Annotated in this window: 16 protein-coding genes; 13 read left to right on the top strand and 3 right to left on the bottom strand. The window is 70.9% G+C overall.

Going from position 1 to position 14471, the window contains the following annotated elements; all coding sequences use genetic code 11:
- Positions 1-4 precede the first annotated feature (4 nt).
- The 6 genes from BLR91_RS00675 to BLR91_RS00655 all read left to right on the top strand — a co-directional run bounded on the left by BLR91_RS00675 (position 5) and on the right by BLR91_RS00655 (position 4772).
- Positions 5-664, top strand: a complete 660-nt coding sequence (locus tag BLR91_RS00675) for a TetR/AcrR family transcriptional regulator (protein ID WP_018192392.1) — start codon at positions 5-7, stop codon at positions 662-664.
- Complete coding sequence (locus BLR91_RS00670; protein ID WP_089878278.1) at positions 661-1359, top strand: hypothetical protein; 699 nt, start codon at positions 661-663, stop codon at positions 1357-1359. Before BLR91_RS00675 ends, BLR91_RS00670 begins: the two co-directional genes overlap by 4 nt.
- Positions 1356-3209 (top strand): YhgE/Pip domain-containing protein, encoded by a 1854-nt coding sequence (locus BLR91_RS00665; protein ID WP_089878280.1) that lies wholly within the window; start codon positions 1356-1358, stop codon positions 3207-3209. The genes BLR91_RS00670 and BLR91_RS00665 overlap by 4 nt, the downstream gene beginning before the upstream one ends.
- A gap of 91 nt (positions 3210-3300) precedes the next feature.
- Positions 3301-3465, top strand: coding sequence for a hypothetical protein (locus BLR91_RS20090; protein WP_018192395.1), 165 nt, complete (start codon positions 3301-3303; stop codon positions 3463-3465).
- A 69-nt stretch (positions 3466-3534) separates the two neighbouring features.
- Complete coding sequence (locus tag BLR91_RS00660; protein ID WP_089878282.1) at positions 3535-4374, top strand: metallophosphoesterase family protein; 840 nt, start codon at positions 3535-3537, stop codon at positions 4372-4374.
- Complete coding sequence (locus BLR91_RS00655; protein ID WP_089878285.1) at positions 4362-4772, top strand: DUF3052 family protein; 411 nt, start codon at positions 4362-4364, stop codon at positions 4770-4772. Before BLR91_RS00660 ends, BLR91_RS00655 begins: the two co-directional genes overlap by 13 nt.
- Here the strand turns inward: BLR91_RS00655 and BLR91_RS00650 are convergent.
- A complete protein-coding gene (locus BLR91_RS00650; RefSeq protein ID WP_089878288.1) occupies positions 4769-5404 on the bottom strand; it encodes a TrmH family RNA methyltransferase in 636 nt (211 codons plus the stop codon). The genes BLR91_RS00655 and BLR91_RS00650 overlap by 4 nt on opposite strands.
- 95 nt (positions 5405-5499) lie before the next feature.
- On the opposite strand from BLR91_RS00650, the gene BLR91_RS00645 reads away from it, so the two are divergent.
- Both BLR91_RS00645 and BLR91_RS00640 read left to right on the top strand, forming a co-directional pair.
- On the top strand, positions 5500-6297 hold the full coding sequence (locus BLR91_RS00645) for an HAD-IIA family hydrolase (protein ID WP_018192399.1): 798 nt from the start codon (positions 5500-5502) through the stop codon (positions 6295-6297).
- Positions 6298-6328: 31 nt separating this feature from the next.
- Positions 6329-6883, top strand: coding sequence for a DUF4303 domain-containing protein (locus BLR91_RS00640; RefSeq protein ID WP_089878292.1), 555 nt, complete (start codon positions 6329-6331; stop codon positions 6881-6883).
- Between the two features lie 10 nt (positions 6884-6893).
- On the opposite strand, the gene BLR91_RS00635 is transcribed toward BLR91_RS00640, so the two are convergent.
- Both BLR91_RS00635 and pyrE read right to left on the bottom strand, forming a co-directional pair.
- Positions 6894-9581, bottom strand: a complete 2688-nt coding sequence (locus tag BLR91_RS00635; RefSeq protein WP_089878294.1) for a hypothetical protein — start codon at positions 9579-9581, stop codon at positions 6894-6896.
- Positions 9581-10135, bottom strand: coding sequence for an orotate phosphoribosyltransferase (gene pyrE / locus BLR91_RS00630; RefSeq protein ID WP_089878297.1), 555 nt, complete (start codon positions 10133-10135; stop codon positions 9581-9583). The genes BLR91_RS00635 and pyrE overlap by 1 nt, the downstream gene beginning before the upstream one ends.
- 109 nt (positions 10136-10244) lie before the next feature.
- Here pyrE and BLR91_RS00625 point away from each other — a divergent pair, with 109 nt between their 5' ends.
- From BLR91_RS00625 to BLR91_RS00605, 5 genes are all read left to right on the top strand, one after another.
- Positions 10245-11093, top strand: a complete 849-nt coding sequence (locus BLR91_RS00625; RefSeq protein WP_089878301.1) for an exodeoxyribonuclease III — start codon at positions 10245-10247, stop codon at positions 11091-11093.
- Between the two features lie 10 nt (positions 11094-11103).
- A complete protein-coding gene (locus BLR91_RS00620; RefSeq protein WP_231918771.1) occupies positions 11104-11520 on the top strand; it encodes a hypothetical protein in 417 nt (138 codons plus the stop codon).
- A gap of 103 nt (positions 11521-11623) precedes the next feature.
- Positions 11624-12505, top strand: a complete 882-nt coding sequence (locus BLR91_RS00615; RefSeq protein ID WP_089878308.1) for an ABC transporter ATP-binding protein — start codon at positions 11624-11626, stop codon at positions 12503-12505.
- A gap of 73 nt (positions 12506-12578) precedes the next feature.
- Positions 12579-13616: an aliphatic sulfonate ABC transporter substrate-binding protein gene (locus BLR91_RS00610; protein ID WP_089878311.1), complete on the top strand. Its 1038-nt coding sequence runs from the start codon at positions 12579-12581 to the stop codon at positions 13614-13616.
- 8 nt (positions 13617-13624) lie between these two features.
- Positions 13625-14437: an ABC transporter permease gene (locus BLR91_RS00605; protein ID WP_089878315.1), complete on the top strand. Its 813-nt coding sequence runs from the start codon at positions 13625-13627 to the stop codon at positions 14435-14437.
- Positions 14438-14471 lie beyond the last annotated feature (34 nt).

The raw sequence follows: 14471 nt of genomic DNA, 5'->3' as shown, positions 1-14471 counted from the left end.
ATGCATGCCCACCCCCTCCACCCGCGCACCGCGACGCGACGCCACGGCGAACCGCGAGGCCATCCTCGGAGCCGCCGCCATCGCCCTCAATGAGGACATCGACGCGTCGCTCGAGAACATCGCCGCACGCGCCGGCCTCAGCCGCCGCGCCGTCTACGGGCACTTCGCCACCCGCGACGAACTGCTGGTCGAGGTGTTCACCCGCGGCGCACGTCGGCTCGCCGCCCTGCTCGACCCGGTGTCGCATCCCGACCCCCTCGTCGAGATCGCGCTGTTCGGCGCGACCCTCTGGGCCGAGGTCGAACATGTCCGCGTCAGCGCGGCACTCGCCGTCCGCGGCCCGCACCGCGAGATGGTCGGCACCGCCCTCGACCCCGCGCGCGAGCGCCTCCGCGACACCGTCCGGCGCGGGATGGAGTCGGGCCGCATCCGCACAGACCTCGACCGCGAGACCACGACGCGCCTCATCGAGAACGCCGCCGTCTCGGTGCTCGACGAGGCCACCCGCGCCCGCCTCAGCCCCGAAGCCGGCCATCGCCTGGTCATGCTGGCGGGGCTCGGCGCAGCAGGGATGAGCTGGCGCGAGGCCGGCGAGCTGATCGCCTCCACCCCCGAGCTGGCGTTCACGCCCGCCGAGACGAACGACGGAGGTGCGCAGCGATGAAGGTCGTGCTCGATCAGGTCACCAAGGGAGCGGCCCTCCCGCCGACGTCCGCGACGTTCGAGACCGGTCGCGCGTCCCTCGCCCGCGCCGAGACGGAACAGCGGCCGACCGTCCTGGGGCTGATCGCCTCCGGGCGGATGCGGCCGGACGCCGGCAGCATCACCATCGACGGCAGCACCGACTACGCGGCGATGCGCCGGCGGATCGCGCTCATCGACGCCCCCGACGTCTCCGAGCCGGCCTCCGACGTGACCGTCGCCGGCATCGTCGCCGAGGAGCTGATGTTCGCCGGGCGCGCGTCGCATCCTGTGGCGGTGTCCCGCTGCCTGAAGGAGCTCGGCGCCTCCGAGTGGGCGCGCTCCTCGATCGGCACCGTGCCGCCGACCGTGCGCATCCGGCTGATGGCCGAGCTCGCACTGCTCCGGAAGGGTGTGGATGCGCTGGTCATCGTCTCCCCCGACCGGCACGGAGGCGACCCGGTCGAATGGTGGCGGTTCGCCCGCGAGCTGGCCGGCCGCGACATCGCCGTGCTCATCGTCGCCGGCGACGCCTCCGCCGCGGCCATCGCCGCCGCTTCGTTGGTCTCCCGAATGGACGAGACCGGACCGAACACCTTTGACGAAGACCCCGGCCGGGATGACACCGACGATCTCCCGGACCTGATCGTGACCCAGCCGAATGAAGAAGGCGCATGAAGATCCCGCAGATGATCGCGGCGGAGTTCCGCCGTCTCACCGCCAGCCCGATGTCGATCGTGGCGCTCATCGCACTGATGTGCGTCCCCGTCCTGTACGGAGGCCTCTACCTGTGGGCCAACCAGAACCCGTACGCGAACCTGGACCGCATCCCGGCGGCCATCGTGGTGGATGACGCGGGCACGACCGTCGACGGTAAGACCGTCAATTACGGCGACGACGTGGCCGACCAGCTCATCGAGGACGGCTCGTTCCAGTGGCACCGCGTGGAGAAGAGCTCCGCCGCGAGCGGGGTCGACGACTCGAAGTACGACTTCAGCATCACCTTCCCGAAGGACTTCTCGTCCGCACTGGCCTCCGCCTCCGGCACCAGCCCGCATCGCGCGGTCGTCACGCTGACGACCAATGACACGAACAGCTACCTCGCCTCCACGATCGGCACGCAGGCGGCGGAGAAGATCCGCACGTCGATCGTCAAGCAGGTGAACGAGCAGGCGGCCAAGCAGTTCCTCGTCGGGCTCGCCGACATCCGCTCCAACCTGGTCACGGCCGTCGACGGCGCGAACCAGCTGGTCGACGGCAGCGCCACGGCGCAGTCGGGGGCCTCGCAGCTCGCCGACGGCACGTCGCAGCTCGCCTCCGGCTCTCAGGAGCTGGCGAGCAAGCTCGGAGAGCTGGCGTCCGGCGCCCAGCAGGTGAGCGACGGCGCGGCCCAAGTGGCCGCGGGCAACCAGCAGCTCGCCGCGAAGGCGAACGAGGCGGGCGCCGCGGCAGCCCAGATCGCCGCGGAAGCGCCCGCCGCCCAGCAGGACCTCCTGAACCGGCTGACCGCAGCAGGGGCCACCGAGGCGCAGCTCGCCGAGGTGAAGGCGGTGCTCGGCGACCTCGACACGAAGGTGCAATCCGGCAACGCGCAGATCCAGGGCGCCGTCGGTCAGATCAACCAGCTCTCCGCGGGCGCCGACCAGGTCGCCGGCGGGGCGTCGCAGGTCGCGTCCGGCTCGCAGCAGGCCGCCTCCGGCGCCTCCCAGCTGGCCTCCGGCGCCTCGACCGCCGCGAGCGGGGCCGCCCAGCTGCGCGACGGGCTGACGACCCTGCACGACGGCACAACGCAGCTGCGCGACGGGCTGAAGCAGGGAGTCGACCGCATCCCGGACAACTCCCCGAGCCTGCAGAAGAAGCAGGCGTCCACCATCGCCGACCCGGTGAACCTGAAGAACGACTCGATCACCTCCGCGGGCACGTACGGTGCCGGCCTCGCTCCGTTCTTCGTCGCCCTGGCCGCGTGGATCGGCATCTACGCGCTGTTCCTCATCGTCAAGCCCGTGTCGCGACGGGCGATCACCGCGCTGCACTCGCCCGTCAAGATCACCCTCGCGGGCTGGCTCACCCCTGGCCTCCTCGGGGCGATCCAGATGATCGGGCTGTTCGCGATCGTCTCCGGCGCGCTCGGGTTCCGCATCGACAACCCGGTCGGGATGTACGGGCTGATGGGTCTGGCATCCGTCACGTTCGCGGCGATCATCCTCGCGCTCAATGTCTGGCTCGGCAGCGTCGGGCAGTTCCTCGGCCTCGTGCTGATGGTGCTCCAGCTCGTCACCGCGGGCGGCACGTTCCCCTGGCAGACCCTCCCCGGCCCGCTGGCGTCGCTGCACCACGTGCTGCCGATGTCGTACGCGGTCGACGGCATCCGCCAGCTGATGTACGGCGGCAATCCGGCGACGGCCTGGGCGGACGCGGGAGTGCTCGCGCTGTGGATGCTGATCGCGCTGCTCATCGCGGCGATCGGCGTGACGAGGATGACGCACTTCCGGACGCTGCGCGACCTGCGCCCGTCGCTCATCGGGTAGGCGGACCGGGAGGGGCAGCGCACCTCTGGTGGTCGGGCCGCCGCCCGCACTAGGGTGGCGGCAGACAGCACCCGCAACCGAGGAGGACGACATGGCCGATCTCGAAGTCCAGGCAGCGATCGCGCAAGCCCGGCAGGCGGCGAGCGCCGCCAGCTACGACATCCAGAAGCTGCCGGAGGACTCGATCGAGCGCCAGGCGCTGCACAACCTGGTGACGGCGGTCGACTCCATCATCGAAGCGCTCGACACCGAGTGACGTGACGGTGCCCGCGCGGCGGCGCAGGCGACGGCGTCCGGCGACGGTGGCCGGCGCTAGGGTGGCGGCGTGACCGATACGCTGCGCATCCTCCACCTCTCCGACACGCATCTGTACGGCGACGGCCGGCTGCACTACGGCATCGTGGACACACTGGCCGCGCTCGATCGCGTGCTGGCGCGTGCGTCGTCGCTCGAGGCGGTCGACCTCATCGTCGCGTCGGGAGACCTGTCCGACGACGGCTCGGCGGCGTCGTACCGGAAGCTGAAGGCGACGCTCGAGCCGTGGGCGGCCGAGCGCGGTGCGGCTGTCGTCTACGCGATGGGCAACCACGACCTCCCCGACGGGTTCGAGGAGGTGCTCGGCGCGCGCGAGACCGAGACGACCGTGCGCGGCTTCCGTGTGGTGACGGTCGACACGAGCGTGCCGCTCGCCGGGTACGGCCGCGTCGAGGAGGCACAGCTCGACCGCCTCCGCGACCTGCTCGCCACGCCGTCCGAGAGCGGGACCATCGTCGTCCTCCATCACCCGCCCGTGACGCCGACGACCGTGCTGTTCGAGTCGCTTCGGCTCGTCGACTCCCAGCCGCTGCTGGACACGCTCAGCGAGGGGGATGTGCGGCTCATCCTTGCGGGGCACTACCACCACGGCCTCCTCACGGAGGCGGGGCCGGCGGGCATCCCCGTCGTCGTCGCGCCCGCGGTCGCGAACACGACCGATGTGCTCTGGCCGGCACCGCGGGAGCGTGCCGTACGGGGCGCGGGCTTCGCGTGGGTGCAGCTGCCCGACGACGGCCCGATCCGAGCGCATCTGGTGTCTGCCCCCGCGCCGGACGACGGCGAGACGGTGTACGACCTGGATGCGGCCGCAATCAAGCGCATCTCAGACGACGCCGGATGGCGACGGTGACGCCCGCCGGCTACTCGGGCACACCGCTCTGGAAGAAGCTCGGGTTGAAAGCCGGGATGCGCGTGAGCGTGCTCCACGCCGATCCCGGCTGGAGCATCCCGCTCGACGGCGCACCCGAGGTCGACTGGACCGACGAGGCGCCGAGTGGACTCATCCTCGCGTTCTACCGGGAGGCGGCGGTGTTCCTCAACGAGCTCGACGAGCTGGGGGAACGCATCCGCCCCGACGGGATGGTGTGGGCGGCCTGGCCGCGCAAAGCGGCCGGGCATGTCAGCGACATCACGGAGAACCTCATCCGCGACGCCGCACTCGAGCGCGGACTCGTCGATGTGAAAGTGGCGGCGGTGGACGAGGACTGGTCGGGGCTCAAGCTCGTCTGGCGGCGGATCAACCGCTAGTCGAAAGCGACGTGCTGGCGGATCCACCCGTGCATGGCGACGGCCGCGGCCGCCGACGCGTTGATGGAGCGCGTCGAGCCGAACTGAGATATCTCGACCACCGCATCCGCCGCGGCCAGGGCGTCCGGCGACAGACCCGGACCCTCCTGTCCGAACAGCAGGACGCACTCCCGCGGAAACGCGAACGTCTCGATCCGGACCGACCCCGGAACGTTGTCGATCGCGATCACGGGAAGGCCTTCACCGCGCGCCCACTCCACCAAAGCGGCGACATCGTCGTGGTGCACGACGTGCTGGTAGCGGTCGGTGACCATGGCGCCTCGCTTGTTCCAGCGGCGGCGGCCGATGATGTGGACGGTGTCAGCGGCGAAGGCGTTGGCACTGCGGACGATCGACCCGATGTTCATGTCGTGCTGCCAGTTCTCGATGGCCACATGGAACGGGTGGCGGTGCTCGTCGAGGTCGGCGACGATCGCCTCCATCGTCCAGTACCGGTAGCGGTCGATCACGTTGCGGGTGTCGCCGTGGCGCAGCAGTTCGGCGTCGAATCGCGGGTCGTCCGGCCATTCGCCCTGCCACGGACCGACACCGTTGGTCGTCAGCTCGTGCGTCGGGTTCGCCGTTTCATCCACAGGTTCAGCGTATCCACCGCGGCCGCCCGCCTCACCGCGAGAGAGGCGCGGCCCCTAAGCTGGACGCATCCGCTTCCCGGTGAAAGGGGTCCCACGTGACGCGTCGCGACGAGATCGAATGCTGGCTCACCGACATGGACGGCGTCCTCGTCCACGAGAACCAGGCCCTGCCCGGAGCGTCCGACCTCATCCAACAGTGGCGCGACCAGGGCACCCCGTTCCTCGTGCTCACCAACAACTCCATCTTCACGCCGCGCGACCTGGCGGCACGGCTGCGCACCTCCGGCCTCGACGTGCCCGAGGAGTCGATCTGGACGTCGGCGCTGGCGACGGCCGACTTCCTCAAGTCGCAGATGCCCGGCGGCACCGCCTATGTGATCGGCGAGGCCGGGCTCACCACGGCCCTTCACGAGGCCGGCTTCATCATGACCGATACGAACCCGGACTACGTCGTCGTCGGCGAGACGCGCAGCTACTCCTTCGACGCGATCACCAAGGCGATCCGCCTCATCGGCAAGGGCGCGCGGTTCATCTCCACGAACCCCGACGCCACCGGACCCAGCGCGGAGGGTCCGCTGCCCGCCACAGGCGCGGTGACGGCGATGATCACCAAGGCGACCGGCCGCGACCCGTACGTGGTCGGCAAGCCGAACCCGATGATGTTCCGCTCGGCGATGAACCGCATCGGCGCGCACTCCGAGAACACGGCCATGATCGGCGACCGGATGGACACGGATGTCGTGGCCGGCATCGAGGCCGGGCTGCACACCATCCTCGTGCTCACCGGCATCAGCGACCGCAGCGAGATCGAGCGGTACCCGTTCCGGCCGGACGAGGTGCTCCGGGGCGTCGACGAGCTCGTCGTGCGGGAACCCATCGAGACCGAGCTCTGAGCCGCCCGGCGCACGGACTCTGAGCTCCACCGTGGACGACGTCGCGCACATCCGCTCCGCCCTCCGCGCGGCGGCCCGCTCGGCGTGGACCGCGCTCCGTGCCGAACGCCCCTCGGAGACCTTCTACTACTTCGGCCTCTGGACGACGCCGCTCGCCCACAGACCGGCTCCGACGGCGTGCTCGCTCGAGGGTCTGGAGCGCGCGGTCGAACGGTGTCGCGCCGAGGGCGTGGAGCTGGATGCGGACGAGCTGCGCTGGGCGGTCAACGACTCCCCCTACGACCTGTTCGGCGACCGGCTGTTCGCCGAGGTCGAGCCGCTCTTCGACGCGCTCGGAGGCCCGTACGAGCGTTCTTCCGAGCTCAACGCGGAACTGCTGGATGCCATGGTCGGAGCGCTCGCGGATCTCGACGCGGAGGGGTTCTTCGGTGTGGGAGCCTCCCGTGACGCGGTGGTGCTGAACGTGACGACCCCCGGTCACGACACGGAGGCGGAGCTGCTCGCGTCAGCGCGACGGATCAACCCGCCGGGCGCGCTCGTGCGGTATGAGGCCGACCTGGCGGCGCCCGGAGGCGCGGAGGGCTGACCGGTGCGGGTCAGGCGGCGGGGCCGGGACCGGCGACCGACGAGGTGAGCGGCTCGCCGCTCGACCGGGTGGCGAAGCAGTAGTACGAGCGCTGGCCGTCCTTCCACTGCTGCTCCGTGGCCGGGAACGAGCCCGTGACCTGGAGGTCCGGGTAGGCGCCTGCGGCACCCAGATCGACAACGCCACCCGCCGTGCAGAGGCCGGGGATCTGCTGCGCGAGGGCGTCTGCGCCGGGATACGGCGCAGCGGGGTCGGCGGAGAGCAGGTTGGTGTAGACGAGCTGCGCGGTGTGCGGTGCGGCGCAGTCGACGACGGTGAACTCCTCCGCCCACACGGTCGTGAACGGCTGGATGCACTCGCCGCCGCCCAGCGCATCCCACGGGTGCGTGCCGGCGCCGACGGCGGCGGCGGGCTTGGGCGTCACGGTGGGCACCGGGGTGGGCGTCGGGGTCGGAGTCGCGCTGGGCTTCGCGGAGGCCGACGCGGTGGCCGCCACCGGCGCGGGTTTGGCGGCACCGAGCCACGACGGGATGCGTGTCCCGATCGCGAAGAGGCCGATGAGCACCAGCACGACGGCCAGGGCGCCCCCGACCATGAGCAGGATGCGGTTGTTGCGCGAGTTCCAGAAGTCGCCACCGGTCGGAGACGCGGGTGCGGCGGTGGCGCCTGCTGCGCCGTCGGCCGTGGTCGCGGAAACGGTAGCGGCACTGCCGGTGCCGACCGTCGCAGCGGAGGCGGCTGCGGCCGAGGCGCCCGCGGCGGCGGGAAGCTCCCACGCCGGGGCAGCGGACGGTTCAGGTGCAGTGGGCGGGGCTGCGGTGGTGTCGACAGGGACGGTCTGCGTGAACGCGAAGGGTGTCGTCGCAGTGAGCTGCGGACCCTCGACTCCGGCCGCGGGTTCCGGCGCTTCGTCGATCGATTCGTCCGTGCTCTCGTCGCCCGGCTCCGAGAGCGGTTCGCCAACGATCGGCGATGCGGGGCCTGTCTCGGGTTCCACTTCCACGTCGCCGAACAGCTCGGCCAGTCCGTCGGACTCCTCCGCCTCGACGTCGTCGGCTGCAGTTTCGTCTGCGGCTTCAGGGGCCGACGGCTCAGTGGCGAACGGCTCCGGCGCGAACGGGTCCGTGGCGAACGGCTCCGGCTCTGAGGCGCTCGCGATGCTCTCGGCGTCGATCGGGCTGGTGGCGGGCGACGGCAGGCCACCCATCGCCAGTTCGGCCTCCGCGGCGGGGAAGGCCGGAGCAGACGGAAGGGATTCGACGGGCTCGTCGCGCAGCAGCGCGGCGATCTCGGACGTGTCGAGCTGCTGCGTCGGGGTGTCGACGACGTCCGGGGCGTCGAACACTGCGGGCGGCTCGTATGCCGACGGCGACGCGGGCGGTGCGGCGAGTTCCGGCTCCTCGTGAGACGCGCGCAGGAGGTCGGCGATCTCCGCCGCATCCTGCTGCTGCTCCGGCGTCTCGACCGGCGGCTCGAAGAGCGCTGCCGCGTCGATCGGGGGAAGGACCGGCTGGTACAACGACGACGAGGCCGTGAGCGGCTCCTCGGCCGGGGGGAGGATCGCATCGGCGATGGGCGTGGCGGGCGGCTCGGTCGGCGCGGGCGGCCGGGTGAACGCGGACGGGTCGATCGGGATGACGCTCGTCGTGTCACCGATGACGGATCGGCCGGACGGAACATCGGACTCGGGCGCTCCGAAGCCGAGCAGCGCGGCAAGGCCGTGGCCCTCCTGCTCGCCCGACTCGTCCTCGTCGTCGGCGGGGATCTCGGGCGCGTCGAAGATGGTCCGCGGCTTCTCCGGTTCGGGCGCGGGCGTCGGCAACGCCGGTTCGATCACCCAGGAACGGACGGCGGCGGGCGGCTCCTCGTCGTCCGACGACTCGGCCGGCGACGGCTCGGTCGCCGACGGCTCCTGGGGCGTGGCGAACGGGGCGAAGATGCCGGCCGAGCTGGGTGCCTTCGGCTCTACGAACGTCGACCGGAACACCGGCGGTACGAGTGGAGGCGCGGCATCGGCTTCCGGCTCGGGCTCGGGCTCGGCGGCCGCAGCGGACTCCGCAGACGCAACCGGCTCCGCAGGTGCGGCCGGTTCGTCGGACGGCGTCTCGACTCCGAGCGGTTCGAAGAGTGTGGTCGGCGTCGGGTCGGTCGGCGCCGGCTCGCTCGCCGTCGCTACCGGCTCGCTCGGCGCCGCAGCGAACGGAGCCGTCTCTTCCTCCGCCGGACGGGACGCCTCCTCCTGCTCGACCAGGGGGTCGCCGCCGACTCCCGGAGTCAGGTTCCAGTTGAACGCGACCGGGAACTCCGTCGGCTGCTCCTCGACGACCTCGGGCTCCTCGATGACACTGCCCAGTAGTTCATCGAATGGCGACGGCTCGTCCGACGTCGGCACCTCCGCTTCCCGCGAGGACGTCGGAGTCGCGGGCACGGCATCCACCTCGATCGGAGGAGGAGAAGCGACACCTTCCGGCACCGCCGCCGTGTCTGCTTCCGCGTCGCCTGCCGGAACATCGGACGCCTCGGGCGCATCGGCGGGACGATCGACGTGGCGCCCGCCGGTCAGCTGCTGCAGCAGCCAGTCGGCGCTGCCGAACTCGGGCTCCTCCGCCTCCGGCTGTTCGGCCGGGACCTCGGGCGCATCCCGTCGTTCGTACGGACGTTCGTCGTCCGCAGCGCCCCGCCCGCGCTCGTCGGACACTATGCCAGCCCCAGGTCCTTCAGGCCGATGGCGGCGTAGTAGGGGTAGCCGGCGGCCTCGATGGCCTCACGGGCGCCGGTGTCGCGGTCGACCACGACGGCGACGGCGGCGATCTCGGCGCCGACCTTGCGCAGCGCCTCCGCGGCCTTGAGCGGGGAACCGCCGGTCGTTGAGGTGTCCTCGAGCACGATCACGCGCTTGCCCTCGAGGTCGGGGCCCTCGACCTGCTTGCCGCGGCCGTGGTCCTTCGGCTCCTTGCGCACGACGAACGCGTCGTAGGTGAGACCCTGAGCGGCGCCCTGGTGGAGGATCGCCGCGGCGACGGGGTCGGCGCCCATGGTCATGCCGCCGACGGCGAAGACGTCCGGGATGTCGCGGATGAGGTCGATCATGACGCGGCCGATGAGCGGCGCGACGCGGTGGTCGAGGCTCACCTTGCGCAGGTCGACGTAGTAGCTCGCCTTCTTGCCGCTGGTGAGCGTGAAGTCGCCGTGGAACACGGCCTCGGCGGCGATGTAGTCGATGAGCTGCTGTCGTGCGTCGGTCACATCCATGATTCTAGAGGGGAACCCGCCGGACCCCGGGAGTTCTCCACAGGGCGTCCCTGTTCCACGGACGCCTCCGGACTCGGGCGACGTCGGCGGCGGCCGATACGATCGGAGCATGCGCGTCGCGACCTGGAATGTGAACTCGATCCGCACCCGCGTGGGCCGCGTCGTCGACTGGATGGTCCGCGAAGACGTGGATGTGCTCGCCATGCAGGAGATCAAGTGCAAGCCCGAGCAGTTCCCGTACCAGCCGTTCGAAGACGCGGGTTACGAGGTCGTACTGCACGGTCTGAACCAGTGGAACGGCGTCGCCATCGCCAGCCGCCTGCCGCTGGAGGACGTGACCATCGGGTTCCCCGACATGCCGGGATTCCTCAAAGACCATGACGGGCCGGACCTCCCGAAAGAGGCGCGCGCGATCGGCGCGACGGTCGAGGGCATCCGGCTGTGGAGTTTGTACGTGCCCAACGGCCGATCGCTCGCCGACCCGCACTACGTCTACAAGCTCGACTGGCTGGCCGCCTTGGCCGCCGACACGCAGCGCTGGCTCGCCGACGATCCCACCCTCCAGCTGGCGCTCATGGGCGACTGGAACGTCGCGCCGCTCGATTCCGACGTCGGCGACCCGAGCCTGGTGCCCGGCATCTCGACGCACATCTCGCCGCCGGAGCGTACCGCCTTCGCGGCCTTCGAGAAGGCCGGGCTGACCGATGTCGTCCGGCCGATCGTGCCGGACGGCTACACGTACTGGGACTACAAGCAGCTGCGGTTCCCACGCAATGAGGGGCTCCGCATCGACTTCATCCTCGGCTCCCGCGCGTTCGCCGACCGGGTGGTGGATGCGAGCATCCACCGCAACGAGCGCAAGGGCGACGCCCCCAGCGACCACGTGCCCGTGCTCGTCGAACTGGCGCCCATCGCCGCGGCCGACGACGACGACGACCGACCGATGATCTTCGGCTGACGAACGCACGATGAGCACGCCGCCTCCGCCCGGTTATTCCGGATACCCGGTTCAGCCGGGTTACCCGCCGCCCGCTCCTGCACGCCGGCCGGTGGTCGTCTGGGATCTGGTGACCTCGATCATCCTGCTGGTGTTCGCGGTCGTCGTCGCCGCCATCCTCACGTTCGCCGCGTTCTTCCTCGCGTTCGCGAGCGACCCCTGCGGGGCGTCGACGGTGTGCGACACCGATCGCATGGGCATCGGCTTCGTCATCGCGCTCTTCGGACCCGGCGTCGTCACCCTGATCACGGTGGTCGTCACCGTGGTGCTGCTGATCGTCCGGCGCATCAGCTTCTGGGTTCCGATCGCGGGCATCCTGCTCGCCGTCGGCGCGTGGGTCGGCGGCGCGGCGCTCGTCATCTCCGGTGTGCCTGGCGCCTCCCTCTAGTCGCGTTCCTCCACCGCATCCGGACCGGCCGCGCCAACTTTCGTTACGAAGCGTTGCGCCGGGCCAGCGGGCGCAGCGCCCGCGTCGGTAGCGTCAGAGCACCATGACCGCCTCGTCCTCCGCCTACCCCGTCGAGTTCTCCGGCGTCGCGCGCTCGTTTCCGGCGCCGAACCGGCGCTCCGGGAAGCGCACCCAGGGCGATCGCGGGCGCGAGGCGTCGGCCCCCACCACGCGCACGGTGCTTCGGGATGTGTCCCTCCGGATCCGCGCGGGCGAGGTCGTCGCGATCCTCGGCCCGAGTGGATGCGGCAAGTCGACCCTCCTGCGCATCGCCGGCGGCCTCGATGCGCCCACCGGCGGAGCCGCCCTCATCGACGGAACCGCGGTCACCGGATTCGACGCCCGCTGCGCCGTCGGATTCCAGGAGCCGCGGCTGCTGCCGTGGCGTTCGCTCGCCGACAACGTCGCGCTCGGTCTGCCGCGCGGCCTCGAACGCGCCGCCGGGCAGCAGCGGGTCGCGCAGCTGCTCGAGCTCGTCGGACTGACCGGTTCCGCGACGCTCCGGCCCCGTGAGGTCTCCGGAGGCATGGCGCAGCGTGCGTCGCTCGCCCGTGCCCTGGCCCGCAACCCGGGCGTCCTCCTGCTCGACGAGCCGTTCGGCGCTCTCGACGCCCTCACCCGCCTGAAGATGCAGGACCTCCTGCTCGACATCCACGCTGCGGCGCCCGCCACCATCCTGCTGGTCACGCACGACGTCGACGAAGCTCTGCAGCTCGCGGACCGCGTCGTGCTGCTCGGCGCAGAGGACGGCCGGCCGGGCTCGACGATCCGCAGCGTCACGACCGTGCCCGGCACCCGACCGCGCGACCGCGGCTCCGCCGAGCTCGCCCAGCTGCGGGCCGAGCTGCTCGACGGGCTCGGCATCGACCGCCACGGCCGCGCCCGCGACGAGCAGCGGGCGACCGTCCCCGTCTTCCCGTACTGAACCGCACCACCCGCACCACAGCACCACCACAGCCGCACCACCCGCTCCCCCACACACCCCCGAGAGAGGCATCATGCGCCGCAGACCCACCATCCTGACCGCCGCCGCCGGTATCGTCGCGGCCGCCAGCCTGCTGCTGACCGGCTGCGTCGCCGGCGAGGGCTCCGCCTCCGGCGCCACCAACTCCGCCGGAGTGACGAAGGGCGGAACGCTCAACATCGACTTCGCGACCTACAACCCGCTCAGCCTCGTCATCAAGAAGGAGGGCTGGCTGGAGAAGGCCCTGAAGAAGCAGGACATCACGGTCAACTGGGTGCAGTCCGCCGGCTCCAACAAGGCGAACGAGGCGCTCCGCTCGGGCGCGATCGACGTCGGCTCGACCGCGGGCTCGGCCGCGCTGCTGGCCCGCTCGAACGGATCGCAGATCAAGACCATCGACATCTTCTCGCAGCCCGAGTGGTCGGCCATCGTCGTCGGCCCGAACTCGACCATCACGTCGGTGAAGGACCTCAAGGGCAAGCAGGTCGCGGCCACGAAGGGCACCGACCCGTACTTCTTCCTGCTGCAGGCGCTCGAGGCGAACGGTCTCTCGGCCAAGGATGTCACCATCCAGAACCTCCAGCACGCCGACGGCTGGGCGGCCCTGCAGAACGGCTCGGTCGACGCATGGAGCGGCCTCGACCCGATCATGGCCAACGCCGAGAAGTCGGGCGCGAAGCTCATCTACCGCAACGTGAAGTTCAACACCTACGGCTTCCTCAACGCCACGGAGTCGTTCCTCGACTCGAAGCCGGATGTCGCGCAGACCGTCGTGAACACCTACGAGTACGCCCGGGCCTGGGCCGAGAAGCACCCGGACGAGACGGCCAAGATCCTGTCCGACGTCGCCGGCATCGATCCCGCCGTCGCCACCACGGTGATCACCGAGCGCACCAACCTCGACGTGTCGAACATCCCCGGCAAGGCGCAGCTGGCCGTGCTGAAGAAGGTCGGCCCGATCTTCGTCGAGTCCGGCGACGTGAAGTCCCAGACCGACATCGACAAGGCGCTCGACTCGCTGCTCGACCCGACCTTCGCGAAGAAGGCCGACCCGAGCGCCATCGGAGGCTGACGCATCCCATGACCGTCCAGAGCGCACCGGAGGTCGTCACGACGGCGGCCGCACGCACGTCCGTGCTGTCGCGCCGCGGGGTGAGGATCGCCGCGGGGTTCGTCATCCCCGTCGTGCTGCTCGCCGTGTGGCAGGTGGCGTCGACCTCCGGTGCGTTCACGTCGTCGCAGCTGCCGTCGCCGGCGATGGTGTGGGAGGCCGCGGTCGACCTCGCCCAGCGTGGATTGCTGGGGCAGTTCGTGGCGATCTCGACCCAGCGGGTGCTCATCGGCTTCGCTTTCGGCGCGGGCCTCGGCCTCCTGCTCGGGGCTCTGGTGGGTCTGTCGCGCTGGTCGGATGTGCTGTTCAGCCCGACGCTCGCCGCCATCCGGGCGGTTCCGTCGCTCGCCTGGGTGCCCCTGCTGATCCTGTGGTTCAAGATCGGCGAGGACTCGAAGATCATCCTGATCGCGATCGGCGCGTTCTTCCCCGTCTACACGACGGTCGGCGCTGCGCTCAAGCACGTCGACCGTCAGCTGGTGGAGGCGGGACGCGCGTTCGGGCTGAACGGCGTCCGGCTCTTGACGACCGTCCAACTCCCCGCCGTGCTGCCGTCGGTGATCTCCGGTCTCCGACTCGCCATGGCGCAGGCGTGGTTGTTCCTCGTCGCCGCCGAGCTGATCGCGTCGTCGATGGGACTCGGCTTCCTGCTCATCGACTCGCAGAACAACGGCCGGACCGACCGCCTCTTCCTGGCGATCATCCTGCTGGCGATCCTGGGCATCATCACCGACTCGCTGCTCGGTCTGTTCGAACGGTGGACGGCCCGCCGCTGGGGCTGAGCGCTCGTCGCACGATCCACCTGTGAAGTCCAGG

This window comes from Leifsonia sp. 466MF, from assembly GCF_900100265.1.
In the GTDB taxonomy this organism is placed as follows: Bacteria; Actinomycetota; Actinomycetes; order Actinomycetales; family Microbacteriaceae; genus Leifsonia.
Note: the sequence above shows the minus strand (reverse complement) of the source record. Positions and strands in the feature narration are given on the sequence as shown.